At 69.7% G+C, this 25,239-nt stretch carries 21 protein-coding genes; 13 read left to right on the forward strand and 8 right to left on the reverse strand.

Annotation, left to right across the window (positions count from 1 at the left end; genetic code table 11):
• Window positions 1-29: 29 nt before the first annotated feature.
• Complete coding sequence (locus tag AC069H_RS29570) at window positions 30-653, reverse strand: TetR/AcrR family transcriptional regulator (RefSeq protein WP_125680286.1); 624 nt, start codon at window positions 651-653, stop codon at window positions 30-32.
• 321 nt (window positions 654-974) lie between these two features.
• Between AC069H_RS29570 and AC069H_RS29575 the strand changes: the two genes are divergently transcribed.
• From AC069H_RS29575 to moeZ, 3 genes are all read left to right on the forward strand, one after another.
• Window positions 975-1,832: an alpha/beta fold hydrolase gene (locus AC069H_RS29575; protein WP_478228401.1), complete on the forward strand. Its 858-nt coding sequence runs from the start codon at window positions 975-977 to the stop codon at window positions 1,830-1,832.
• Between the two features lie 81 nt (window positions 1,833-1,913).
• Window positions 1,914-3,089, forward strand: a complete 1,176-nt coding sequence (locus tag AC069H_RS29580; protein ID WP_478228402.1) for a DUF3152 domain-containing protein — start codon at window positions 1,914-1,916, stop codon at window positions 3,087-3,089.
• A gap of 118 nt (window positions 3,090-3,207) precedes the next feature.
• A complete protein-coding gene (gene moeZ / locus AC069H_RS29585) occupies window positions 3,208-4,386 on the forward strand; it encodes an adenylyltransferase/sulfurtransferase MoeZ (protein ID WP_034313402.1) in 1,179 nt (392 codons plus the stop codon).
• Window positions 4,387-4,532: 146 nt separating this feature from the next.
• Here moeZ and AC069H_RS29590 read toward each other — a convergent pair whose 3' ends face one another.
• Window positions 4,533-5,501 (reverse strand): hypothetical protein, encoded by a 969-nt coding sequence (locus tag AC069H_RS29590; protein WP_478234507.1) that lies wholly within the window; start codon window positions 5,499-5,501, stop codon window positions 4,533-4,535.
• Window positions 5,502-5,607: 106 nt separating this feature from the next.
• On the opposite strand from AC069H_RS29590, the gene AC069H_RS29595 reads away from it, so the two are divergent.
• Window positions 5,608-6,405: a TIGR02569 family protein gene (locus tag AC069H_RS29595; protein ID WP_478234508.1), complete on the forward strand. Its 798-nt coding sequence runs from the start codon at window positions 5,608-5,610 to the stop codon at window positions 6,403-6,405.
• 1 nt (window position 6,406) lies between these two features.
• Here the strand turns inward: AC069H_RS29595 and AC069H_RS29600 are convergent, their stop codons facing one another.
• Genes AC069H_RS29600 through AC069H_RS29610 form a run of 3 tightly spaced genes read right to left on the reverse strand, consistent with a single transcriptional unit; the run spans window position 6,407 to window position 9,867 of the window.
• Window positions 6,407-8,650: an FtsX-like permease family protein gene (locus AC069H_RS29600; protein ID WP_478234509.1), complete on the reverse strand. Its 2,244-nt coding sequence runs from the start codon at window positions 8,648-8,650 to the stop codon at window positions 6,407-6,409.
• Complete coding sequence (locus AC069H_RS29605; RefSeq protein ID WP_478234510.1) at window positions 8,647-9,327, reverse strand: ABC transporter ATP-binding protein; 681 nt, start codon at window positions 9,325-9,327, stop codon at window positions 8,647-8,649. Before AC069H_RS29605 ends, AC069H_RS29600 begins: the two co-directional genes overlap by 4 nt.
• A 15-nt stretch (window positions 9,328-9,342) precedes the next feature.
• Window positions 9,343-9,867 carry a PadR family transcriptional regulator gene (locus AC069H_RS29610; protein WP_125680292.1) on the reverse strand — a complete coding sequence of 175 codons (525 nt, stop codon included), beginning with the start codon at window positions 9,865-9,867 and terminating at the stop codon, window positions 9,343-9,345.
• Between the two features lie 337 nt (window positions 9,868-10,204).
• Here AC069H_RS29610 and AC069H_RS29615 point away from each other — a divergent pair, with 337 nt between their 5' ends.
• From AC069H_RS29615 to AC069H_RS29640, 6 genes are read left to right on the forward strand one after another with little or no spacing between them, the layout of a single operon-like run.
• Window positions 10,205-12,274, forward strand: coding sequence for a molybdopterin oxidoreductase family protein (locus AC069H_RS29615; protein WP_478228407.1), 2,070 nt, complete (start codon window positions 10,205-10,207; stop codon window positions 12,272-12,274).
• Window positions 12,271-13,698: an FAD-dependent oxidoreductase gene (locus AC069H_RS29620; RefSeq protein WP_478234511.1), complete on the forward strand. Its 1,428-nt coding sequence runs from the start codon at window positions 12,271-12,273 to the stop codon at window positions 13,696-13,698. Before AC069H_RS29615 ends, AC069H_RS29620 begins: the two co-directional genes overlap by 4 nt.
• Window positions 13,699-13,727: 29 nt before the next feature.
• On the forward strand, window positions 13,728-15,086 hold the full coding sequence (locus tag AC069H_RS29625) for a nitrate/nitrite transporter (protein ID WP_478234512.1): 1,359 nt from the start codon (window positions 13,728-13,730) through the stop codon (window positions 15,084-15,086).
• The gene (gene nirB, locus AC069H_RS29630) at window positions 15,086-17,590 is read left to right on the forward strand and encodes a nitrite reductase large subunit NirB (protein WP_478234513.1); all 2,505 of its coding nucleotides are present in this window, start codon (window positions 15,086-15,088) and stop codon (window positions 17,588-17,590) included. The genes AC069H_RS29625 and nirB overlap by 1 nt, the downstream gene beginning before the upstream one ends.
• Window positions 17,587-17,934 (forward strand): nitrite reductase small subunit NirD, encoded by a 348-nt coding sequence (gene nirD / locus AC069H_RS29635; protein ID WP_340684410.1) that lies wholly within the window; start codon window positions 17,587-17,589, stop codon window positions 17,932-17,934. Before nirB ends, nirD begins: the two co-directional genes overlap by 4 nt.
• Window positions 17,931-19,034 carry a uroporphyrinogen-III synthase gene (locus AC069H_RS29640; protein ID WP_478234514.1) on the forward strand — a complete coding sequence of 368 codons (1,104 nt, stop codon included), beginning with the start codon at window positions 17,931-17,933 and terminating at the stop codon, window positions 19,032-19,034. The genes nirD and AC069H_RS29640 overlap by 4 nt, the downstream gene beginning before the upstream one ends.
• 77 nt (window positions 19,035-19,111) lie before the next feature.
• On the opposite strand, the gene AC069H_RS29645 is transcribed toward AC069H_RS29640, so the two are convergent.
• The 3 genes from AC069H_RS29645 to AC069H_RS29655 all read right to left on the reverse strand — a co-directional run bounded on the left by AC069H_RS29645 (window position 19,112) and on the right by AC069H_RS29655 (window position 21,910).
• Entirely contained in the window at window positions 19,112-20,293 is a 1,182-nt protein-coding gene (locus AC069H_RS29645; protein WP_478234515.1) for a Kelch repeat-containing protein, read from the reverse strand.
• A 93-nt stretch (window positions 20,294-20,386) separates the two neighbouring features.
• A complete protein-coding gene (locus AC069H_RS29650) occupies window positions 20,387-21,505 on the reverse strand; it encodes a DNA glycosylase AlkZ-like family protein (RefSeq protein WP_478234516.1) in 1,119 nt (372 codons plus the stop codon).
• 9 nt (window positions 21,506-21,514) lie between these two features.
• Window positions 21,515-21,910: a DUF3224 domain-containing protein gene (locus AC069H_RS29655; RefSeq protein ID WP_478234517.1), complete on the reverse strand. Its 396-nt coding sequence runs from the start codon at window positions 21,908-21,910 to the stop codon at window positions 21,515-21,517.
• Between the two features lie 60 nt (window positions 21,911-21,970).
• On the opposite strand from AC069H_RS29655, the gene AC069H_RS29660 reads away from it, so the two are divergent.
• From AC069H_RS29660 to AC069H_RS29670, 3 genes are read left to right on the forward strand one after another with little or no spacing between them, the layout of a single operon-like run.
• A complete protein-coding gene (locus AC069H_RS29660) occupies window positions 21,971-22,939 on the forward strand; it encodes a helix-turn-helix transcriptional regulator (RefSeq protein WP_478234518.1) in 969 nt (322 codons plus the stop codon).
• The gene (locus AC069H_RS29665) at window positions 22,932-23,741 is read left to right on the forward strand and encodes a uroporphyrinogen-III synthase (protein ID WP_478234519.1); all 810 of its coding nucleotides are present in this window, start codon (window positions 22,932-22,934) and stop codon (window positions 23,739-23,741) included. Before AC069H_RS29660 ends, AC069H_RS29665 begins: the two co-directional genes overlap by 8 nt.
• Window positions 23,742-23,795: 54 nt before the next feature.
• The gene (locus tag AC069H_RS29670) at window positions 23,796-25,085 is read left to right on the forward strand and encodes a sensor histidine kinase (RefSeq protein ID WP_478234520.1); all 1,290 of its coding nucleotides are present in this window, start codon (window positions 23,796-23,798) and stop codon (window positions 25,083-25,085) included.
• The last annotated feature ends 154 nt before the right edge of the window (window positions 25,086-25,239 follow it).

The following is a 25,239-nucleotide window of genomic DNA, read 5'->3' on the forward strand; positions in this document are numbered from 1 at the left end:
AGGACCGCATTCAGAGGACGAAACGCGGGTCAGTGCTGCAGCGGGAAGCCACCGCCGATGCCCCGCCAGGCGAGGTTGGCGGTGAGGGCGACGGCCTCTTCGCGGCTCATCGACTTGTGGTGCGCCAGCCAGAACCGCGCGCTGACCTGCGAGAGGCCCACGAGGCCGACGGCGAGCAGCCGGGCCTTGTCCTCGTCGAGGCCCGCGTCGGCGGTGATGGTCTCGGTGATCGCGTCGACGCTGGCCGACGTCGCCCGGTCCACCGCCTCCTGCACGGCGGGCTCGCCGCGCAGGTCGGACTCGAAGACCATGCGGAACGCGCCGGCGTCGTTGTTGACGAAGTCGAAGAACGCGCCGACGGTCGCCGGCACGCGCTGCTTGTTGTCCGTCGTGGAGTCGAGCGCGTCCTTGACCCGCCGCACCAGTTCGTCGACGTGGCTCTCCAGCAGCGCGATGTAGAGGTCGAGCTTGCCGGGGAAATGCTGGTAGAGGACCGGCTTGCTGACTCCGGCCTCTTCGGCGATCTCGTCCATCGCGGCAGCGTGGTATCCGTTCGCGGCGAACACTCGCTGCGCGGCGGCCAGCAGCTGGGCGCGGCGTTCCGTTCTGGGCAGGCGGACACCTCGGGCCTGCAGTCGCGCCATGTCTGTCATCGTTCCTCCAGTTCGAGGCACTCGTCTCCGCCGAGAACGCATCAGCCTTGTTCGAGGCAATCCTTACCGCCGAGAACTCATCAGCACAGTCGAGCGGGCTTCACAGGGCGGGGTCACCACCGCGTGAAGTGAGGTCGAGATTACTCGCCGGTACAGCCGGACCGCCAAGGGTCAGGCATCCTTGATGCTGTGTCTTCTCCAGTTTCCCGTGCCGCCGGGGGCCGTCCGCCGCTGACCCACGTGCCGCTTTCGCGCAGGTCGTTGCCGTCACTGGACCCCGCGCCGCCCCCTTGGCCCGGGGAAACAATAGGTGTCGCCGGGGTGAAATTGCACATCCGCCGGACACCGGGCGGCCCGGAGACGGCCGTCTACGTCCACGGGCTCGGCGGTTCGTCCACGAACTGGACCGACCTCGCCGCGTTGCTGGCGCCCCAAGCGGGAGGCACCTCGGTCGATTTGCCGGGTTTCGGCTATTCGGAGCCGCCCGACAGGTTCGACTTCAGCCTCGACTCGCACGCCGAGATCGTCGCGAGCCACATCGAGAGCCTCGAAACGGGGCCGGTGCACTTGTTCGGCAACTCGATGGGCGGCGCGGTCGCGCTGCTCGTCGCGGCCCGCCGCCCGGAGCTGGTGAAGACGCTGACGCTGATCTCACCCGCGATGCCGGATCTCCGGCCCAGCATGAAACGGCTGTCCGACCCGCGGATGGCGTTCGCGTACCTGCCACTGATCGGTCCGCGGGTGCGACGGCGGCTGGCCGCGCTCGGTCCGCGTGAACGTGCCATGCAGGTCATCAAGCTGTGCTTCGCCGATCCCAGCCGCTTCGCCGAAAGCAGGCTGGACGAGCTCGAAGAGGAGCACAGCGCTCGCGCCGCCTTCGAGTGGGCCGCCCCCGCTCTGGCACGCAGCACCTTCGGCATCTTCCGGACGTGGTCCGCCCGCGGGCCCGCGTCGCTGTGGGCGGTCGCGCCGGCCGTCGACGCGCCGACACTCGTCGTGTGGGGGCAGCACGACCGGGTGATCTCCGTCCGGCGCGCCGAGCGCACCGCTCGGCTACTTCCGCACGCCCGGTTGCTGGTCCTTCCCCGAACCGGCCACGTGGCGCAGATGGAACGCCCGAATGTCGTAGCGAAGGCCGTTTTGGGGATGTGGGAATCGGTCGAATCGGGCACCTGGTAGCCCATTCGGGTGGGCGGGACACGCTTCGCGAAGCGCCGGTCGCTCACAACATCACAGTTCGGTTATGGCACCCTGGTGCGCGTGGATCGGGTAAAGCAAGGCGCGCAGGGCGAAGGTCGGCGGTCTCAGTACTCCGCCTCCGCCCGTCGTCCGCCGCGCGCCCAGCCCCGGACCACCGACGCGCCGCGCACCGGGCAGTATCGGCCGACGGCGCCGCCGTCGCAGCGGCTCGACGAGGACCGCTACCGTCCCGGTGGCCGCCGGACCAGCGCCCAGCCGCTCAGCGCCTCCTGGAAGCCGCACGAGCCCGGCGTCGCGAAGACCGCCAAACGCAAGGGCAAAGGCGGCATCGGTCAGTTCGCCAAGACCTACGGCTGGCGCGTGTACGCACTGCCGATCCTCGTGGTGATCACCGCGCTGGTCGTGTTCAACACCGCCACCGGCCCGCCCGAGCCGATCGCCACGGACGGGGCGAGTCTCGCGTCGGGCGATGGGTCCGACGGTTCCGCCGGCAACGGCGGCGAGCCGGGCGCCGGTGTGGACGGGGGCGGCGACGTCCTCCCGGAGAACCCGGCCAAACCGGTCGACCTCAAGATCCCGACCGCGGACCTGCCCAAGGGCGGCCCCTTCACCGAGTCCGGCAAGGGCACCTATCACGTGGTGCCGGGCAAGGGCGAAAAGGTCGGGACGGGCCAGCTGTACACGTACACCGTCGAAGTCGAGGACGGTATCGATTCGGCCAGCTACAGCGGTGACGACAGCTTCGCCGCGATGGTGGAGGGCACCCTGTCCAATCCCAAGAGCTGGACGTGGGACGGCAAAAAGGCGCTCCAGCGCGTCGATGCGAGCTACCCGAACCCCAGCTTCCGGGTGAGCCTCACCACGCCGAACACGACGCATCGCGCGGACGTCTGCATGTTCCAGATCACCTACGAGACCTCGTGTTACCGCGCGAGCTTCGACAAGCGCGTGGTGATCAACCTCGCCCGCTGGGTGCGGGGGGCGATGGCCTTCGAGAGCGACATGACCGGGTATCGCCAGTACGCCATCAATCACGAGGTCGGGCATGCCCTCGGCGGAAAGCATGTGGGCTGCAAGGAGAACGGCGGGATCGCGCCGGTGATGATGCAGCAGACGTTCGGCGTCTCCAACGACTTCGTGGCGCAGCTGAACAATCTCCCCGGCGGTGACCGCGGCAAGGTGCCCGCGGACGGCAAGGTCTGCAAGCCGGGCTCCTGGCCGAATCAGACACCTTAGTCCGCGCCGTCTCATCAACTGGAATATCCCAGGGTCTGGAACAGGGGAAGGCGTTCGGGCCTTTCCGTGTTGTAGATACTGGGATGCGACCCGCGATCCACGCGAGATGGAGGACCCGATGTCAGGCACGCTGCCGCCGCTCGTCGAGCCGGCCGCCGAGCTCACCAAGGAAGAGGTGGCCCGGTACAGCCGTCACCTGATCATCCCGGACGTCGGGATGACCGGGCAGAAGCGGCTGAAGAACGCCAAGGTGCTGGTCATCGGTGCCGGCGGCCTCGGCAGTCCGGCGCTGCTGTACCTCGCCGCGGCCGGGGTCGGCACGCTCGGCATCGTCGACTTCGACGAGGTCGACGAATCGAACCTGCACCGCCAGGTCATCCACGGCCAGTCCGACATCGGCAAGCTGAAGGCGGCGTCCGCGCAGGAGTCGCTCGCCGAGATCAACCCGTTCGTCAAGGTGCACCTGCACACCGACCGGCTCGAGTCGTCCAACGCGCTGGAGCTGTTCGAGCAGTACGACCTCATCCTCGACGGCACCGACAACTTCGCGACGCGCTACCTGGTCAACGACGCCGCCGTGCTCACCGGCAAGCCCTATGTGTGGGGCTCGATCTACCGGTTCGAGGGGCAGGCGAGCGTGTTCTGGGAGGACGCGCCGAACGGCAAGGGCCTCAACTACCGCGACCTCTACCCCGAGCCGCCGCCGCCCGGCATGGTGCCGTCGTGCGCCGAGGGCGGTGTGCTGGGCGTGCTGTGCGCGTCGATCGGCTCGATCATGGTGAACGAGGCGATCAAGCTGATCACCGGTATCGGTGAGCCGCTGCTGGGCAGGCTCGTCAGCTACGACGCGCTGGAGATGAAGTACCGCGAGGTCAAGATCCGCAAGGATCCGGAGACCCCGAAGATCACCGAACTCATCGACTACGAAGCGTTCTGTGGTGTTGTGTCCGACGAAGCCGCTTCGGCCGCTTCGGGGCACACGATCACTCCGGCGGAGCTCAAGGCCAAGTTCGACAACGGCGACAACTTCGCCCTCATCGACGTCCGCGAGCCGCACGAGTACGAGATCGTGAACATCAAGGGCGCGACGCTGATCCCGAAGGACAAGATCCTCTCGGGCGAAGCGCTGGCGGAACTGCCGCAGGACAAGCCGATCGTGCTGCACTGCAAGTCGGGTGCGCGTTCGGCGGAGGCGCTCGCGGCGCTGCACAAGGCCGGGTTCAAGGACGCGACCCACCTCGGGGGCGGCGTGCTGGCCTGGGCGCGGCAGATCGACCAGAGCTTGCCGACTTACTGAGCTGTCGCGGAAGCGTGGCAGTGCCGTGAAGGCCTCCTTGCCTACTCTGAAGGTAGTGAAGGAGGCCTTCACGGACTCTGGCTCCCTGAAGTGGCCCCTCACGGATCCGCAGGCACCGAGGCGGTAGCAAAGGTCCCTTGCTCCCCTCAGTAGCCGACCGACCGGCCCACGAAGATCGCCCGCACGAACGTCGCGAACCCCGCGACGACGTCCGTCCGGTTCCCGCGGGGTGACTTCGGCACGGCGGCGATGATCTCGGCGTCGGTCAGCGAATGGGTCTTCCCGGCCAGCTCGCGGAGTTCCTCGGGCTTCCAGTTGTGGTTCCCCGCGAGGTGCACCGACAGGGCACCGCGCCGCTGGATGAACTCGATCCGGTCCGCGTTCCGCCGGATGAACTCGCCTTCGCCGACTTGGGCGCACGTCGCGTTCTCGAGGCGCCAAGCGGTCTTCACCGACGTCTCGCAGCTCTCGACGGCGTCGGTCGCGAAGGTCCAGACGGGCGAGATCCACAGCTGAGGCGCGTACTCGACGATCAGCGACCCGGAGTCTTCGGTCGCCTTGGTCGGGAGCCGCTGCGGGCCGAGATCCGCCGCGAGGGTGCGATCGCGCGGGACGCCGGTCGCGGCGAGGCGCCGTGCGGGGGTGTCCAGAGGCAGGGACGCGGGGACGGCGATCCCGCCCGCGATCAGGGCGACCAGGAGGACACCCGCGCCTATCCGCACCCGGAGATCACGGGTGAACAGTCCCGCGACGAGCAGCACCGGCACTCCGAGGAACGGCACGGCGAACCAGGGATCGAACGCCTCCGCCACCTCCAGGACGAAGATCGCGCCGAAAACACCGGAAATCCCGGTCGCGAAGGCCCACGCCAGCCGCGGCCAAGGTTTCGCGACGGACGGAAACGCCTCCGGTGCCGCGAAACCGATGAGGTAGACCACGCCGATCGACACGAGTGGCACCGGCAACGCGATCCAGGGAACGTGCAGGAACGCGGCGAGCGGGAGCAACAGGCCCACGGTGAGCGCTCCCAGGGTGCCGAGCAGCCACAGTGAGCCGAGCGCGAGCGCGGCGAGTTGCCCGTCGGTGAGTCGGCGCTGCGCCGTTCGGGGGACCACGGTCGAAAGAATGGCAGGTCAGAAGCGATCCTGTCTTGAGTATCGCTACTCAAGACCAGCGCGTCTTCTCGTTCGTGGCGCGGAAGACGGGGTAACGTGCCGAGCCGTGCGTGCCACCCTTGAAAGCCCTCCGGAACACGTCTGTTCGGCGTTCGGCGGACGTACCGGTGACGCGGAACCGCTGCCCGGCACCACCGCCTGGCGCTACAACGATCTCGTGCTCAAACCCGTCGTCGAAAAGTCGCGGACCCTGTGGACGGCCAGGGCGCTGGAAGCCGTCGACGAGCCGGGGCTGCGGGTCGCGAAGCCCGTCCGGTCCAGCGACGGCCGATGGATCGTCGGCGGCTGGTCGGCGAACCGGTTCGTGTCCGGCACGGCCGAGCACCGGTACGACGAGGTCGTGCACGCGGCGGTCAAACTGCATCGCGCGACGGCCGGGCTGCCGCGGCCGGATTTCCTGGGACGGCGCACCGATATCGAGGCACTGGCCGACAAACTCGCTTGGGGCGAGGCGGAAATGTCCCTCGACGAGAACAAGGGCGGCCGCTGGTTCGAGGTGCTGGCCGGCTCGCGAAGACCCGTCAAACTGCCGGACCAGGTCGTCCACGGGGAGCTCCTCGCCGGCGTGCTGTTCGACGGTGACGCGGCCCCCGGCATCGTCGATTTCGTGCCGTACTACCGGCCGGGTGAATGGGGCGCCGCGATCGTCGCGGTCGACGCGCTGGCCTGGGGCGGCGCCACCATCGATCTCCTCGAACGCTGGGCGCATCTACCCGAATGGCCTCAGCTTCTCCTGCGGGCGGTCCTCTTCCGCCTGGCCGCCAACGCCCTCGACCCGCGGTCGACCCGGGCGGCGCACGACGGACTCCGTGCCGCCGCCCGGGACGTGAGCGCCGTACTGTAGGTCACTCGGTGCGCAGGTTCTCCGTCTTCGCCGCCGCGCGCACGGACGGCACCGTCGACGCCGTCACCAGCAGCACCATCGCGATCGCCGCCGCGGCGAGCAGCCCGACCGCGGACCAGTCGACGTACAGCCCGTCCCAGAACAGCCGCCTGCCCAGCGCGGCGACGGCGATCCCGGTCGCCGTCGCGACCACGATGCCCACCAGCAGCGGAATCCCGTTCTGCCATAACAGGGACCGGACGATCACCCGCACCGGCACGCCGGTGGCGGACAGGGCCCCGAGCGCCCGGCGTCGTTCCCTGACCTGTTCCTGGGCGAGCACCAGCAGGCTCACCCCGGCCAGCAGCAGGATCGACAACGCGCCGCCGAACAGGATGTTCCGCACGTCGTCGAACATCCGGGCCTCGTCAGAGGCCCGCTTTTCGTTGGAGGACGCCACGGCGACCTGTCCGCTGTACGGCGCCACCGAGTTCCGCACCAGTTCGACGAAGTCCGGATCCCCGGTCGTCCCACGCAGGCTCACCGTGACCGGCGCGGCGGCCAGGTCGACGCCCGCCATCGCGGCGGGCGTCGCGAGCACGTGCGGCTGGAGCTGCTCGACGAGCCCCGACGGCTTCACGCCGAGCGGGCGGGGCGTGGCCGGAACGGTCCAGGGTCGCTCCCGCTTGTCGTTGTCGGTGAGTTTCACCGACTGTCCTTTGTGGAGAGAGGCCGGATCGGCGAACACGTCACCGTCGCGGCATTCGATCGCGGTGGTGGTCGCTTCGATCGTGGCGCAGTCGGCGACGGCGAACGAGACGAGCGCGCCGTCCACGCGGTTCGCGTCGACGAGCATCGAGCGCATGGCCTGGAAATCGGCCGCACCGGGCACCGCCCGGACCGCGGAGATCGCCTGGTCGGCCACCGAGCCGTCGGCATGGACGGTGATCCGATCATCGGTCCTCTCCTGGTAGACGGCCGCCGACGACACCTGGCCCGCCAACAGGCTCTGCAGCGCGATCACCCCGGCGAGCACCACGCAGAGACCCGCGACCACCCGGGCCGGTGTCCCGCTGTCGTTCCGCAGACGGCGGATCGCGAGCTGGAACGACGGCGGCCCGCCCTTGATCCGGGCGACGACGCGCTCCAGCAGCCACGGCAGCACCGCGGGTATCCCGAGCATCAGCAGCACGGCACCGGCGATCAGCGTCGTGCGGCCAAGTTCGCTGGCGACGCCGAAATCCGGGGCTATAAGGGCGATTCCGACAACGATCGGCAGCAGCCGCCACCACAAGCGCCGCTTCGGCGGCACGCTTTCACGGACGACGCCGAGCGGTTCGACGACCGTGTGCCGCTGGGCAGCCCAAGCCGCCGCCACGGTCAGGGCGGGGACCACGAGCACGATCAGCACCACCAGCGGCCACGGCGGCGTCAGGTCCTTCGGGTACACCCCGAACCGGAACACCTGGAAGTCCGCCACCGCGCCGCAGAAGAGCAGGAACGCCGCGGCACCGGCGACCAGCCCGGCCACGGCGCCCACGAGGGATTCCGCCGCGGTGATCCGGTGCAGCTGCTTGAGGGACGAGCCCGCCAGCCGCAGCGCGGCGAGCCGCCGGTCGCGGGCCGCACCGCCGAGCCGGGAGATCGTCCCGACGAAGATGAACACCGGCGTGAGCAGGACGAAGAGGCCGATCAGCAGCAGCGAGAGGATCCCCCGTTCGAACGGCGTTTCGTAACCGGAACGGGAACCGAAGGCATAGGTCGCGACTCCGTTCCGCGGATTGTCCGTGCCGGCGTAGACGACCAGATCATTCGGATTGAGCACGGCTTCCGCGTCGATGATCCCGACCGGCTTGCCGGGCAGACGGGGCCGCAACAGGCCACTGGTGTCGGCCGCGACGAGTTCGTCGAGCTTCGGTGAGAGGAAGACCTCGCCCGGCGCGGGCAGCCGGTCCACCCCCGGCGGGATCGGCGAGTTCGGCCCGGTGGCCTGAAGGTGGACGAGCGAGATCGCCTGACCGCGGAAATCGGTCGTCGTCGCGTGGTGGTTCAGCGGTGCGACACCCGGGATCGGTTCGTGCCGCGGGGAAGCGGCGTACGCCCGCTGGTCGCGGTTCTCCTTGACGGTGCCCGCGGAGGCGCCGATCAGGAGGACCGCCACCGCGAGCCCGATGCCGACGGTGCTCAGGACGAGCCTGACGATCGAGCCCCGGCCGCCCCCGACGGCCAGCCGGAACCCCAGCATCAGGTCTTCGCGCCCGGTCATCGGGTGACCACCGGTTCGCGTGTCCGGCCGTCTCGCACGATGACCTCCCGGTCGGAGTAGGCGGCCACCCTCGGTTCGTGGGTGACCAGGACGACGGCGGCGTCGGTCTGCTTCGCCGTCTCGGACAGCAGGCGCATGACCAGCTCACCGCTGAGCGTGTCCAGCGCGCCGGTCGGTTCGTCGGCGAAGACCACCGACGGTTCGGTGACCAGCGCCCTGGCCATGGCGACCCGCTGGCTCTGCCCGCCCGAAACCTGGCCGGGTGTGCTGTCGTCGGTGTCGCCGACCGCCAGCCGGTCGAGCCAGGTCCGCGCGATCCGCTCGGCGGGGCGGCGCTTCATCCCGCCCAAGCGCAGCGGCAGCGCGACGTTCTCCAGGCAGGTCAGCTCCGGGACGAGCTGGCCGAACTGGAAGACGAAGCCGAATTCGGTGCGCCGCAAGGCGCTGCGTTCGGTGTCGGACATGCTCGCGAGGTCTCGCCCGCGGAACAGCACCTGACCCGCGTCCGGCCGCACGATTCCGGACAGGCAGTGCAGCAGCGTCGACTTCCCGGAGCCGGAGGGACCCATGATCGCGACGATCTCGCCGGCTTCGAGCGTCAGCCCCGCCCCGGCGAGCGCCTGATTCGGGCCGAAGGCCTTGTGCAGGCCGAGCCCATGTAACAACGGTGTTTCCACTGTGTGGTCCCCAGATCAGCGCGCCAGCTGGCGCGCGAGGTCGTCGAGGCGGGCGGCGGTGAGTTCCAGCCACCGCAGATCCGCTTCCAGGTGGAAGAGCGCGTGGTCGCAGATCAGCTGGTCGGCGAGGTCGCCGTCGGTCTTGCGGGCGGTGAGCTCGCGCATGGCGCGCAGGTGGGAGCTCCGCTGGGCGTCGAGCAGGTCCTGCGCGCCGCGGCCGGACAGCAGCGCGAGCACGACCTTGGTGTAGAGCGTGTTCTGCAGGTAGACCGAAGGACTTTCCGGGCTTTTCAGCCATTCCTCGACGTTGGTGACGCCCGCCTCGGTGATCGCGTACCGCTTCCGGTCCGGGCCGCCGCCCGCCTCGACGCCGTTCTCCTCGACCAGGCCGTTCTTCAGGAGCCGGTTCAGCGTCGAGTAGACCTGCCCGTAGTGCAGCGGACGGTCTTGGCGGAACTGCTTGTCGTAAAGCTGTTTGAGGTCGTAGCCGTGCTTCGGACCTGCTTCGAGCAGGCCGAGCAACGTGTTCCCGATGGACATACCGGCGACTATACACAGTGTGTATACGCACGGTCTATACATGCTGTGCATAGTTAGCTGAGCCGGGCTGACCCCATTCGAGGTCGACCTCGAGCGCGTGCTCAGGGAGCCACCAATCGCCGGGACGCGCCGTGAAGGACCCCTTCCCTCGGCTCAGCCGGAGAAACTCGACCTTCATGTACTTCCGGCAGGCGAACGCGGCAGTTCGGCCCCTCGCGACCTCACTGTGTGACGTCCCTCGGCGGCGGGCAATGTCAAACGCCTGAAACATTCAGGAGTTTTCAGGTAACACGGCCTACCTACCTTCAAGCGCTATCGACGCCTGGAGGAGGTGCCCGTGCCGCTCGCCGCCCCCACCGCGACCGCGGTGGACACGCACTGCCCGTACTGCGCCCTGCAGTGCGGGATGAGCCTCGACGGCGCCCGGGTCGCCCCGCGTGACTTTCCGGTCAACGCCGGCGGCCTGTGCCAGAAGGGCTGGACGTCGGGGGAGCTCCTCACCTCGCCTTCCCGCCTGACGACACCACTGATCAGGGTCGACGGTGAACTCCGGCCCGCGACCTGGACCCAAGCCCTCGACCTCGTCGCGAAGCGGCTCACCGAGATCCGCGCGGCCAAGGGTGCCGACTCGGTCGCCGTCTTCGGCGGCGGCGGGCTGACCAACGAGAAGGCGTACCTGCTGGGGAAGTTCGCGCGGATCGCGCTGGGCACCTCGCAGATCGACTACAACGGCCGGTTCTGCATGTCGTCGGCGGCGGCCGCCGGGATCAAGGCGTTCGGCGCCGACCGCGGGATGCCGTTCCCGGTCACGGATCTCGCCGACGCCGACGCGGTCCTGCTGATCGGCGCGAATCCCGCCGAGACGATGCCGCCGTTCACCCAGCATCTGCGGGGCGCGGACCTGATCGTCGTCGACCCGCGCCGCACGCCGACCGCCGAGCTGGCCGGACTGCACTTGCAGCCCGCGCCGGGAACCGATCTCGTGCTGGCGCAGGGCATCCTGCACGCCGTCGTCGCCGACGGCCTGCTCGACAAATCCTATGTGGTCTCGAGGACGAACGGCTTCGAAGAGCTGTGGCGGTCGGTCGCGGCGTGGTGGCCGGAGCGCGTCGAGCAGGTCACGGGGGTCTCCGCCGCGGACCAGCGTCGCGTCGCCGCCAAGCTCGCCGCGGCCCGGAACGCCTACATCCTCACCGCGCGCGGCACCGAGCAGCACGCCAACGGCACCGCGATGGTCAACGCCTGGATCAACCTCTCGCTCGCTCTCGGACTGCCGGGGCGCCAGGGTTCCGGCTTCGGCTGCCTGACCGGGCAGGGCAACGGACAGGGCGGACGCGAGCACGGGCAGAAGGCCGACCAGCTGCCCGGCTACCGCAAGATCGACGACCCCGCGGCCCGCGAGTACGTCGCCGGGGTGTGGGGTGTGCCGCCGGAATCCCTGCCGGGGCCGGGCCGTTCGGCCGTCGAACTGCTGGAGGCGCTCGGCACCGAAGACGGGCCGAGCGCGCTGATGGTGTTCGGCAGCAACCTCGTCGTTTCCGCGCCCGGCGCCGGGAACATCCAGGACAAGGTGTCCTCTTTGGACTTCCTGGTGGTCTCGGACCTCGTCCTGTCGGAGACGGCGGCGATGGCCGACGTCGTCCTGCCGGTCACCCAGTGGGCGGAGGAGGACGGCACGATGACCAACCTCGAAGGCCGGATCCTCCTGCGGCGCAAAGCGTTCGATCCGCCGTCCGGTGCGAAGACCGATCTCTACGTGCTTTCCGAACTCGCCCGCCGGTTCGGCCAGCCCGACGGGCGGTTCCCGACGGACGCCGAGACCGTCTTCACCGAGCTCCGCCAGGCGTCCAAGGGCGGTGTCGCCGACTACTCGGGCATCACCTACGACCGGCTCCGGGACGGCGAGGCCCTCTACTGGCCCGTGCCGGCGGAATCGCATCCCGGCACGCCGCGGATGTTCCTCGACCGCTTCGCCCATCCGGACGGCCGCGCGCGGTTCGTCCCGGTGGACCACGTCGGCCCGGCAGAGCTGCCCGACGCCGAATTCCCCTTGCAGGCCACCACCGGACGGGTCCTGCAGCACTACCAGTCCGGGGCGCAGACCCGGCTGGTCAAAGAACTCAACGACGTCGTGGCGGAGGCCTTCGTGGAAGTTCATCCCGACACCGCCGCGAGGGCGGGGCTGGCCGAGGGCGACCTCGCGGTCGTGCGCTCCCGGCGCGGCGAGACCGTCGCGCGGGTCCGCTGCGTGGCGTCGCTGCGCCCCGACCTCGTGTTCCTGCCGTTCCACTTCCCCGGTGAGGGAAGGGCGAACCTGGTGACCAACCCGGCGCTCGACCCGACGAGCCGGATGCCCGAGTTCAAGGTGTGCGCGGTCGCGCTCGCCCCGGCCGAGGCCGTCGCGTGAGCCCCCGGTCGGTGGTCATCGCCGGATACGGGATGGCGGGCGCGCGGCTCGCGGACGAGATCCAGCGCCGCGATCCCGAGGGCGAGCGCGTGCGGCTCACCGTCGTCGGCGCGGAAAAGCACACCGCCTACAACCGGGTGCTGCTCTCGTCGGTGGTCGCCGGCACCATGCGGCCCGAGGCCGTCCGGCTGCACGACGACGAATGGTCGTCCCGTACCCGCGCCGACCTGCGCCGGGGTGTCTCCGCGACGTCGATCGACCGGGACGCGCGGCGGGTCCATCTCGACGACGGGTCCACTGTGGACTACGACGCGCTCGTGCTCGCCACCGGCGCGAACCCGTGGATGCCGCCGGTCGAAGGGCTCGAACCCGGCCCGGACGTCGTCGCGTTCCGCACCCTCGACGACTGCGCGCGCATCCTCGACGCCGCCAAGCTGGGCGCGCCGGTCGCGGTGCTCGGCGGCGGGCTGCTCGGTCTGGAAGCCGCGCGCGGCCTCGCGGGACGCGGGAATCTCGTCACCGTCGTGCATCCGATGCCGCACATCATGGAACGCCAGCTGGACGCGGAATCCGCGCGGGTGCTGACCAGGAAGCTCGAAGAACTCGGCGTCGCCTTCCGGCTCGGTGTCGGGGCCGCGCGTTACGTCAGCGGCGACGGGCTCAAACTCGACGACGGCACGCACGTACCCGCCGATCTCATCGTCGTCTCCACCGGTGTCCGGCCCGAGACGAAACTGGCCGTGGAGGCCGGGCTGACCGTCGAGGGCGGCATCGTCGTCGACGATCTGCTGCGCACCAGCGACGGCCGGATCCACGCGATCGGCGATTGCGCGAAGCATCCGGGCGCGTTCGGCGGTCTCGTTCAGCCCGCGTGGGAACAGGCCGTCGTCGTCGCGGATCTGGTCACCGGCACGAAATCCGCGTCACGCTATCGCGGCACCCAGGCGGTGACGCGGCTCAAGGCCCGCGGCATCGACCTCACCGCGCTCGGCGAGACGATGACCGGCGCGGACGACCCGACCGCCGAAGTGCTCACCTTCAGCGACCCGGCGGGCTGCCGCTACGGGAAGCTCGTCATCCGTGAGAACCGGGTGGCCGGCGCGATCCTGCTCGGCCTGCCCGACTCGGCCGCGATGATCACGCAGCTCTACGACCGGGGCACCCCGGTGCCCGAAGACCGGCTGGCGGTCCTTTTAGGACGCTCGCTGCCGCCGGGAGCGCCGTCGGCGTCGAGCCCGGCCGATCTGCCCGCGTCGGCGGTCATCTGCCGCTGCAACGCGGTGACCAAGGGACGGCTCGTCGAAGCGTGGCGCGGCGGTGCCACCGACGTCCCCGCCCTCGCCGGGGCGACCCGCGCGACGACCGGCTGCGGCGGCTGCAAGGACGCCGTCGGCGGGGTCGCGAAATGGCTGGCCGCCCAGTGAACCCGAACGCATCCACCAAGGAGGACCTCATGCACGCTCGTGGAAAGCGCTGGATCGAGCACTGGGATCCGGAGAACGAGCAGTTCTGGGAGGAGACCGGGAAGAAGGTCGCCCGGCGGAACCTCTGGTTCTCCATCCTGGCCGAGCACATCGGCTTCTCCGTCTGGACACTGTGGTCGGTCATGGTCCTGTTCATGGGGCCGCAGTACGGGTTCTCCGCCGCCGACAAGTTCCTGCTGGTTTCGACGCCGACATTGATCGGCGCGCTGATGCGGCCGCTGTACACCTTCGCGGTGGCGAGGTTCGGCGGCCGGAACTGGACGATCGTCAGCGCGCTGCTGTTGCTGGCGCCGACGATCCTGGCGGCGATCGCGATGCAACCGGGCACCTCGCTCGGCACGTTCCTGCTGATCGCCGCGCTCGGCGGGGTCGGCGGCGGGAACTTCGCGTCGTCGATGACCAACATCAACGCCTTCTACCCCGAGAAGCACAAAGGCTGGGCGCTCGGGCTCAACGCGGGCGGCGGGAACCTCGGCGTGGCGGCGATCCAGCTCATCGGGCTGCTGGTCATCGGCACCGTCGGCGCGACCGCGCCCCGGGTGGTGCTGGCGATCTACATCCCGCTCATCGTGGTCGCGGCGGTCTGCGCGTACTTCTACATGGACAACCTCGCCTCGATGAAGGGCGACACCAAGGCGATGCGCGAGGTCGTCAAGGATCCGCACACCTGGGTGATGTCGTTCCTCTACGTCGGCACTTTCGGTTCGTTCATCGGGTACAGCTTCGCCTTCGGCCTGGTGCTGCAGAACCAGTTCGGGAGGACGCCGCTGCAGGCGGCCGCGGTGACGTTCCTCGGCCCGCTGCTCGGCTCGTTCTCGCGGCCGACCGGCGGCTGGCTGGCCGACCGGATCGGCGGCGGCAAGATCACCTTCGTGACGTTCGTCGGCATGGCCGCGGCGACCGTGGTGCTGATCCTGGCCTCGACGTCGAATTCGCTGGCGCTGTTCACCGTCGCGTTCATCGTGTTGTTCGTGCTCACCGGTATCGGCAACGGCTCGACGTACAAGATGATCCCGGCGATCTTCCGCGCCAAGGCGAAGGTCGCGATCAGCGAGGGCGCGGACGAGACGCTGGAGATGCTCAAGGCCCGCAAGCTTTCCGGCGCGTTGATCGGACTGGCCGGGGCCATCGGCGCACTCGGCGGGCTCTTCATCAACCTGGCGTTCCGGCAGTCGTTCGCAGACACCAAGAGCGGGGTGCCGGCGTTCATCGCCTTCCTCGTCTTCTACGGGCTGTGCTTCGCCGTCACGTGGGCGGTGTACCTGCGCAAGCAGCAGTCGGAGGTGACGAGCGTCCGGGGTCTGGCGCTCGCCGGAGCGGAGGTCTGATGCGGAAACTCGTCGTCGCGGGACATGGCATGGTCGCGCACCGGCTCGTGGAAGCGGTGCGCGCGGAGGACAAAACCGGCGAGTGGCAGGTCGTGGTGCTCGCCGAAGAGGCGCGCCCCGCGTACGACCGGGTCGCGCTGACGTCCTATGTGGACACCTGGGACCCCGCGTCCCTTGCCCTGGAAGGAGCGGACTACGCGGACGACCCGCTGGTCGAACTGCGGCTCGGCGACGCGGTGGTTTCGGTTGATCGGGACCGCAAGGTCGTCGTCACCGAGGCCGGGTACGAGCAGCCGTACGACGCGCTCGTCCTCGCGACCGGTTCGCGGCCGTTCGTCCCGCCGGTGCCGGGCCATGATCTTCCTGGCTGCTTCGTCTACCGGACGATCGAGGACCTCGACGCCATCCGGGAAGCCGCTCAGCGGCCCGGGCGCGGACGTCGTTCGGCGGTCGTCATCGGTGGCGGGCTGCTCGGTCTCGAAGCCGCGAAGGCGTTGCGGGACATGGGCCTTTCGCCGCACGTGGTCGAGATGGCGCCGCGCCTGATGCCGCTGCAGGTCGACGAGGGCGGCGGCGGCCTGCTCCGGCGGCTGATCACCGACCTCGACGTGACCGTCCACACGGGAACGTCGACCGACGCCATCGAGCCGGACGGCGAACGCTACATCGCGAAGCTCGGCAACGGCACCGAACTCGACGTCGACCTGGTCGTGTTCTCCGCCGGTATCCGGCCGCGTGACGATCTGGCGCGCTCGTCCGGGCTGGAGGTCGGCGCGCGGGGAGGGATCCTGGTCGACGACACCTGCCGGACGTCCGATCCGGCGGTGTACGCGATCGGGGAATGCGCGGCCGTGGACGGCAAGGTGTACGGCATCGTGGCGCCCGGATACGCGATGGCGGAGATCGTCGCGGCGCGGCTGACCGGTGGCGAGAGCAGCTTTCCCGAGCCGGACATGTCGACGAAGCTCAAACTGATGGGTGTCGACGTCGCCAGCTTCGGCGACGCGCACGCGGCGACCGAGGGCGCACTTGAGGTCGCGTTCAACGACGCAGTCGCCGGGACGTACAAGAAGCTCGTCGTTTCGGACGACTCGAAGACGTTGCTCGGCGGTGTGCTCGTCGGTGACGCGAGCGAGTTCAACACGCTGCGCGCGATGGTCGGCAGGCCGCTGCCCGCCGAACCCGGCGCGATCCTCGCCCCGGCCGGTGGCGGGGCGGCGGTCGGCGTCGACGCGCTGCCCGATGCCGCGCAGATCTGTTCCTGCAACGCGGTTTCCAAGGGTGCGATCACGCACGCGATCACCGAAGAGGGCTGCGATTCGGTCGCCAAGATCAAGGGCTGCACCCGGGCGGGCACGGCCTGCGGATCCTGTGTCCCGCTGCTGGGCAAGCTGCTGACGGCGTGCGGTGTCGAGCAGTCGAAGGCGTTGTGTGAGCACTTCACGCAGTCCCGCGCGGAGCTGTTCCAGATCCTCCAGGCCACGCGGATCACCACGTTCAGCGAGATGATCGACCGCTACGGCGCCGGAACCGGCTGCGCCATCTGCAAACCGGCGATCGCGTCCATCCTGGCCACGCTGGGCAACGGGCATATCCTCGCCGGCGAGCAGGCGACCCTGCAGGACACCAACGACAAGTTCCTCGCGAACCTGCAGCGCAACGGGACGTACTCGGTGGTCCCGCGGATCCCCGGCGGCGAGATCACGCCGGAGAAGCTCATGGTGATCGCGCAGGTGGCGATGGACTTCGGGCTGTACACCAAGATCACCGGCGGACAGCGGATCGACCTGTTCGGCGCCACCGTCGACCAGCTCCCGCTGATCTGGCGGCGGCTCGTCGACGCCGGGTTCGAGTCGGGGCACGCGTACGGGAAGTCGTTGCGCACGGTGAAGTCGTGCGTCGGTTCGACGTGGTGCCGCTACGGCGTGCAGGACAGCGTCGGGCTGGCGATCGAGCTGGAGCTGCGCTACCGCGGCCTGCGCTCGCCGCACAAGCTGAAGTCCGCCGTGTCGGGCTGTGCCCGGGAATGCGCCGAGGCGCGGAGCAAGGACTTCGGCATCATCGCCACCGACAAAGGCTGGAACCTCTACGTCGGCGGGAACGGCGGCGCGACCCCGCGGCACGCCGATCTGCTGGTGTCCGAAGTGGACACGGAGACGCTGATCCGCACGATCGACCGGTTCCTGATGTTCTACGTCCGCACGGCAGACCGCCTGCAACGCACCGCGCCGTGGGTCGAGGAGATGGAGGGTGGCCTCGATCACCTGCGCGCGGTGATCGTCGACGACAAGCTCGGCATCTGCGAGGACCTCGACGCGGCGATGGCCAAACACGTCGGCGACTACGCCGACGAATGGCGCGGCGTGCTGGAGGACCCGGAGAAGCTGGCGAAGTTCAGCTCGTTCGTCAACGCGCCGGGCATGCCGGACCCGACGATCTCGTTCCGTACCGAACGCGACCAGAAGGTGCCCGTGCTGCTGGGCATCCCGGAGGTGAAACAGTGACGACCTCGATCCAGCGCACCTGGACCGCCGTCTGCGCGGCGGGAGCCGTCCCCGAATGGTCCGGTGTCGCCGCCCTGCTCGACGGCGGCGTGCAGGTGGCGATCTTCCGGCTGCCCGGCGACCGATGGTACGCACTGTCCAATATGGACCCGATCAGCGGCGCGGCGGTGCTTTCGCGGGGGATCGTCGGCGACGCGGGCGGCGTCCCCGTGGTGGCGTCGCCGGTGTACAAGGAACGTTTCGATCTGCGGACCGGAGACTGTCTCGACGCCGAAGGTGTCTCGGTCGCGGCCTATCGGGTGCGGGTCACCGATGGCGTCGTGGAGGTGGAATTCTCACCGTGACAGAAGTCCTTCCCCTGGCGGGATTCGTCATCGGGATCACGGCGGCGCGACGGGCTGACGAGCTCGGCGCGCTGTTCGTGCGTAAGGGTGCGAGCGTGCGCTACGGCCCGGCCATCCGGATCGTGCCGCTCGCCGACGACACCGAACTGCGGTCGGCGACCATGCGCCTGCTGGAAGACCGGGTCGACGTCGTCGTCGCGACGACCGGGATCGGCTTCCGCGGCTGGGTCGAGGCGGCCGAGGGCTGGGGACTGGGGGAGGAGCTGCTCGACCGGCTCGGCAGGTCGTCGCTTCTGGCGCGTGGCCCGAAGGCCAAGGGCGCGATCCGCGCGGCCGGGCTTTCGGAGGACTACTCGCCCGCCTCGGAGAGCAACGCCGAGGTGCTGAGACATCTTCTCGATTCCGGTGTGGACGGTCAGCGGATCGCGGTGCAGCTGCACGGCGAACCGCTTCCGTACTTCGTGGACAGTCTGCGCGCCGCGGGCGCCGAGGTGATCGAGGTGCCGGTGTACCGCTGGGTCGGCCCGGCCGACCCCGGCCCGCTGGACCGGCTGCTCGACGGCGTTCTCGACGGTTCGGTGGACGCGTTGCCGTTCACCAGCGCGCCCGCCGTCGCGTCCATGCTGGCGGTCGCGAAACGGACCGGACGGCTGCCGGGAATCGTGCGGGCACTGGAGAAACGGGTCGTGGCGGCCTGTGTCGGGCCGATCACGGCGGCGCCGCTGGCCGCGCTCGGGATCCCGACGGTCCAGCCGTCGCGGTCGCGGATCGGGGCGTTGGCGCGGACGGTGTCCGACGCGCTCGAAGTCCGTTCACCGCGGCTGACCGCGGGCGGCCGGAGCATCGAACTGCGGGGGCAGGCGGCGCTGGTCGACGGACAGTGGTGTGACATCGCGCCCGCGCCGATGGCGTTGCTGCGAGCGCTGGCGGAATCGCCGGGGCGGGTGTTCTCCCGGCGGGAACTGGTGGCAGCCTTGCCCGATGGCGGCGAGGAACACGCCGTCGAGACCGCCATCGGGCGCCTGCGGAACTCTTTGGGGGCGCCGAAACTCGTCCAGACGGTCGTGAAACGCGGTTACCGCCTGGCCGTCGACCCGTGACCCCCGCGTTTCGTCCTCTGAATGCGGTCCTTGCGTGTGCAACTACCGCATTCAGAGGACGAAATGCGGGAGGTGGGTCAGGGGGTGAAGAGGTCGGTCTTGGTGATGAGGACGTGGTTGGCGTCCGGGCCGGCGTTGGCCAGCACGGCGGCGCCACCCGCGATGAGGACCCGGCCGTCGGCGAGTTTGACCGCGCCGAACTTCGCCCGGCCAATGGTGAGCCCGAGCAGCGGCCCCCAGTTCCCGGTCGCGGGGTCGAAGATCTCGGAGTTCTGGTATCCGGCGTCGTACCCGCCGTATTCGAGGCCGCCGATGGCCAGTACCTTGCCGGAGTCCAAGCGGATCAGGCGGAATTCGTCGCGCGGGATCCGCATCGGCGCCGCGTCGGTCCATTTGCCGGTGGCCGGGTCGTACCGTTCGGATTCGGAGAGGCTGAACGGCGCGTAGTTCCAGTTCTGCGGCCCGCCGGTGTGGCCGCCGGTGAGCAGCACGGTCCCGTCGGCCAGCGCGACCATCTGCGCGCCGACACGCGGCCGTCCGGCTTCGAGCGGGACAGTGGTGCCGATCGGCGTGGTGGGGGTCCAGGTGCGCGCGACCGGGTCGTAGAGCTCGCAGAAGGTCAGCCCGACAAGATCGCCGCCGGTTTCGATGAGGCCCGAAGCGACGAGCACCTTGCCGTCCGGCAGCAGCACCGCGGGGAACGACGCCCTGGCGTGGATCATCGGCGCGGTTTCGGTCCAGGTTCCCGTCGCCGGGTCGTAGATCTCCGCCGAAGCGATCACCAGGGAATCGATCGGCGGCCGTTCGCTCCCGCCGCCCATCACGAGCACCCGGCCGTCGGCCAGCGCGATCGCGTGATGGTTGCAGCGGCTGGTGTGCATCGAGCCGGTCGGGCTCCAGGTCCCGGTCGCCGGGTCGAAGACCTCCGCGGAGGCGAGGATGTTGGGCGAGGCCGACGGATGGCCGTGGAAACCGCCCGCCGCCAGCACCTTGCCGTCCGGCAGGACGGTCAGCGAGTGCAGGCGGCGACTGGTCGCGAGCGATCCGGTGACCGTCCATTGGCCACTGCCCGGGTCGTAGAGCGCGGCGTCGGAGTACGTCACCGCACCTCTGTTGTTGCCACCGCCCGCGGCGAGGACACGTCCGTCCGGCAGCAGGACCGGACCTTCGTTCATGCCGTCCCATTGGCGTGCCCAGGGCAGGTCACCGGTGGGCGCCCAGCCGCTCGCGTTCGTCCGGGGTTCGGTCTGTGTGCTCATGTCTTCGACGGTCGCCGCCGTGCTCTCCGGCGGCAAGCGGTTGCGCGATGGCCTACCTCTTGGGCACCCGGAATGCGACCGATCGGACCGCCTTCAGGACCAGGCGACGCGGAAATCGGGGAATTCCCGGGCGGCGGCGACGCGGGCCGCCTCCTCCTCGGCCCCTTTCCGGACGGCCGGGCGGAGGGCGTCGAACGGGGTGACGGTGAAGTCGAGCCGTTTCCTGCCGTTCGCCTTGGCCCGCCACACACCGGAGATCTCGCCGTCGGCCAGCAGCGCGCCGGGACTGCCGAGGATCTTCCAGACCTCCTTCTGCCGGGCCTTGTCCGGCACCAGCACGGCGCGGTCGCGTGCCTGGACGAACGGATCGAGCGGCGGCAGCAGGCGCACCACGTCCGGCTCCGGCGGATTCTCCAGCAGCGCTACCCGGTCTTCCGGCAGGAAGGCTTTCTTGCCGCCGACGCGGACCTCGGCCAAGCCGTCCGGCCACATCGCGTCGACCCCGGTGCGGGTCGTCCCGACATAGGCGGCGGCGTCGCCGGGAGCGGCGGGACCGTTGATCCGCAGGTAACCCTCGACCACGCGGGTGGCCGCCTTGGCGTCCGGCGACGTCTTGAGCCTGCCGCGTCCTTCCAGTGGGGCCAACGTCGCCGGCGTCGCGCCCGCTTCCAGCCGGACCCCGGCGTGGATCGACGCGACCCGCATCAACTGCTCGTAGATGTGGACGACACCGCAGCCGCGGCAGGCGTACGACAGGCCTTCGGGGATCAGTTTCGTGACCGCGCCGCTCACCGTGCCCTTGGTCTGCGGGCCGGTGACGACCTTGCGGATCGCTTTCGCGGCGGTGAACAGCGCGTCCGTGGCGGACCTGCCCGCGTCCTCGACCTGCTTGCGCTGCCAGAGGATCCGGGCCATCGCGTCCTTCTCGTCGAGCGGCACGAGCGCGGCCCGGATCGCGTCCAGTTCCGTGCGCCGGTGGAAATGCGGCGCGCCGCGATGCGTCCACGCGAGCACGAAACGTTCGTCGTCCCAGACGCCGGGCGTGATGTCGCCGTCGATCCGGGCGGCGAGGCCCAGCAGGGCGGTGTCCCGTACGGAATCCTGCAGCCCGAGGTCGAACACGGCCGCCGCGGCCGGATCCGTCTCCTCGCGGTGCAGGCCGTGCGCGGCGATCCGGTACGCCAGCACCTGCTCGCGATCGACCTCGAGCACCTTTTCCCCCTAGAGCGCGTATTCGAGCGTGTACGACATCGTCGGCTCGCCGAGGGTCCCCGTCGTGGTGCCGCTGCCGGTGATCCCGGCGAGTTCACCCGTTCCGGAGCCCTCGACCACGGTGAACGCCGACGTGATCCCCTGCGCGTCGAACCCGGTGTCGTGCTTGATCACAAAGCTTCCCTTGCGTCCGTCCACGCTGCCCTCGATGCGTTCGAGGCCAGGCGACGTGGTCCCGCCGCCGTCGAAGCCTTCACCCGCGTAGTACAGCAGGTAGTCGATGACCGCTTCGCCTTCGATCAGCCCGCTGTAGGCGAAGGTGGCGTGCGCGTGGGCCACGCGCGGCCCGCCCTCCGTGCCGCTGACGACGGATTCGTCCCAGTTCTTCATGGCGAACGTGTTCATGGGTGCACCCTGTCAGCCAAACCTGTCAGTTTGTGTCAGGTTTTCGGCGATACTGGATCCATGCGCGCGAGCAGACTCCTGACGGTCCTCCTCCTGCTGCAGAACCGCGGCCGGATGACGGCCGAGGAGCTGGCGGCCGAGCTGGAGGTGTCGGTCCGGACGGTCTACCGCGACGTCGAGGCGCTGTCCGCGGCCGGTGTGCCGGTGTACGCCGATCGCGGGCGCACGGGCGGATATCAGCTGGTCGACGGCTATCGCACGCGGCTGACCGGGCTGACCGAGGAGGAGGCGCAATCGCTTTCGCTGGCGGGCCTGCCGGGCGCGGCCAGTGAACTGGGGCTGGGCACCGTCCTCGCCGCCGCGCAGCTCAAACTGCACGCCGCCATGCCGGCGGAGCTGCGTGCCGGGGCGAGCAAGATCTCCGAACGGTTCTATCTCGACGTGCCTGGCTGGCATCGCGGGATCGAAAGCCTGCCGCGACTGTCCGAACTGGCCGACGCGGTCTGGCACGGGCGGCGGATCAAGGTCCGGTACGAACGCTGGGGGCAGCGGAAGGTCGATCGCGTGCTCGACCCGCTGGGCCTGATCCTCAAGGCCGGGAACTGGTATCTCGCGGCGCGATGCGACGGGACCGACCGGACCTATCGGGTCTCCCGGATCGAAGAGCTCGAAGACCTCGGTGAGACCTTCGAGCGGCCGTCCGGCTTCGACCTCGCGCGCTATTGGCGGGAATGGTCGGAGCAGTTCGAAAAGCGGATGTACTCGCGAGTGGCGGTGGTCCGGCTGAACGAGTTCGCCCGCATACTGCTGCCGTTCTACCTCGGGGCGGTCGGGGCTCGGGCGTTGCGGGAAACAACCGCGGAGCCCGACGAAAGCGGCTGGCTGACGATGGAACTGCCCGTGGAACCGGGAGAATCGGCCGTCGGCGAACTACTGCGGTTCGGCGGGAACCTCGAAGTGCTCGAACCGCCGGAGCTGCGCGAGCGGCTGGCGGAGGAGATCAGGAAGATGGGCGCGCGTTATGGCTGACCTGGACGGAATCACGATCGGGATCACCGCGGAGCGGCGGGCCGACGACTTCATCGGCGCGTTGGTGCGGCACGGCGCGACCGTCCTGCACGCGCCCACCATCCGGATCGTCCCGCTGCCCGACGACACCGAACTGCGTGCGGCGACGGACGCCGTGCTGGCCGGACCGGTCGGGTTCACCGCGGTCACCACCGGCGCAGGGTTCCGTGGCTGGCTTTCGGCCGCCGAAGGCTGGGGGCTGCGCGAGCCGTTGCTGGAGCGGCTGGCGGTGTCACGGATCTTCGCGCGCGGGCCGAAGGCGGTGGGCGCAGTGCGTGGTTTCGGCCTCCGAGAGGAGTTTTCCGCGCCCGAGGAGAGCAACGCGGAGCTGTTCGAAGGGTTGCGTGACGCCGGGGTGCGCGGAGCACGGGTGGCCGTCCAGTTGCACGGAACCCTGCTGCCCGAACTCACCGGGTCGCTGCGGGACGCGGGCGCGGAGGTCGTCCAGGCGCAGCCGTATCGCTGGCTTTCGCCCGCCGATGTCGCACCTGTGCACGAACTCGTCGAAAGCGTGCTCTCCGGACGCGTGCACGCTTTGGCCTTCACCTCCGCACCGGCGGCCGCGAACCTGCTGACGCTGGCGGGGTCGCGTCGCGAGGAACTCCTTGCCGCACTGCGAGGTCCGGTGCTGTGCGCGTGCGTGGGACCGGTGACCGCGGCGCCGCTGGAAGCCGCCGGGGTACCGACCGTCCAGCCCGAACGTCAGCGGCTCGGCGCGTTGGTCAAACTTCTGGTCGCCCAGCTGCGCATTCGGCCGTCTTGACGCGGGAAGTCCGCTTTGCCAGGCTCGACACATCGGACGCGGGGAGGGCGGCGGATGTCCGAGTCTCAATCGGTCACGTTCGTGCGCGCGATGTTGCGAAAGGGCTCTTCGGTCTTGGGCGCGAGCCCCGCCGACGAAGCACCCGACCCCGATTCCGTTCCCGATTGGCGCTATCGGGAAGATTCCGCGGACACCCTGCTGATGCGCGCGATCCGCTACTCCGCGCTCGGCCCGATCTTCTACCGGGTGGCCGCGTTTCCGAAGGTGTACATCGGTTTCCTGGTCGCCAACGGCTCGGCGGGGATCGTTCCGGTGCTGAGCACGACGATTCTCGGGATGCTGCTCAACGTCTTCGCGGTCTGGTGGGTGGTGCGCGGCCGCGGGATCCGGGCGAAGACGTCCGGACGGCTGATGTACGCGGATCTCGCCGTGGGCGTGGTGCTCACGACGATCGTGGCCGTCGCGGCGCCCGCCGAGATCCAGCCGTTCGCCGTCGACGTCGCGTGGACGTGGATGGTCGGGACGGTGGCGTTGTGGACGCTGTCGTTCGGACTGCCCGCGGCGCTCGTGCTGGTGATCGCGGCCGTGCCGTTCCGGGCCTTCCTGACGTGGGTCGGCGGGCTCCCGCTCGACCATCCGCTCGCGATGAGCCGGTCGGTGGGGTGCATGGTCGCGCTCGTCGTGGCGATGGTGACCACGGCCGGGATCCTGATCCTGCTCGGTGTCGGGACCCGGTTCGCGCTGGGCATCGGGATGCGCCGGGGGCAGCGCGCCGAACGCCTGCGGACCCAGCGGGTCATGCACGATTCCGTGCTGCAGACCTTGGAAGCGATGGGGCTCGAGGCGCCGGACGACGATTCCGCGGCCGCGGAACGGCTCGTGGAGATGCGCGCCACCGCGCGGGCGCAAGCCGCCGAACTGCGCCGCGAACTGATCGGCCCCGACGCGCCGTCGGCTCGCGGCCTCGCGGCGGATCTCGCCGAGGTCGCCACCGAAATGGCGCGCGACGGCCTTCGCACCCAGCTTGTCGCCGCCGAGACCGAAGAGGACTACCGCCTCTCACACGCGCGCCGGACCGCCATCCGTGACGCCGTCCGCGAAGCGCTTCGAAACACCGTGAAGCACGCCGGGACGAACCAGGTCGTGCTTCGCGTCGAGGAGTGTGAAGGCGGCGTCGCGGTCATCGCGCGGGACCAGGGGACCGGCTTCAGCATGCTGGACCGGCCGCCGGGCTTCGGGATCAGCCAGTCGATCATGGCGCGGCTGGCGGAGGTCGGCGGGCGGGGGACGATCGATTCGCAGCCGGGGCGGGGGACGCGGGTGACGCTGTGGGTGCCGCACTGAGGTTCCGGTCCGTGAAGGGAGCAAGGGACCTCTGCTATCGATTGGTTAGCATGGCTACGTAAGTGGTAGCAAAGGTCCCTTGCTCTCTTTCTGCAGGTCAGGGCCCTGCTGGCGCAGGTGCTGATGTCTCAAAGGGGCCCTTCAGGACGTCCAA

This window comes from Amycolatopsis sp. NPDC043887, assembly GCF_056435665.1.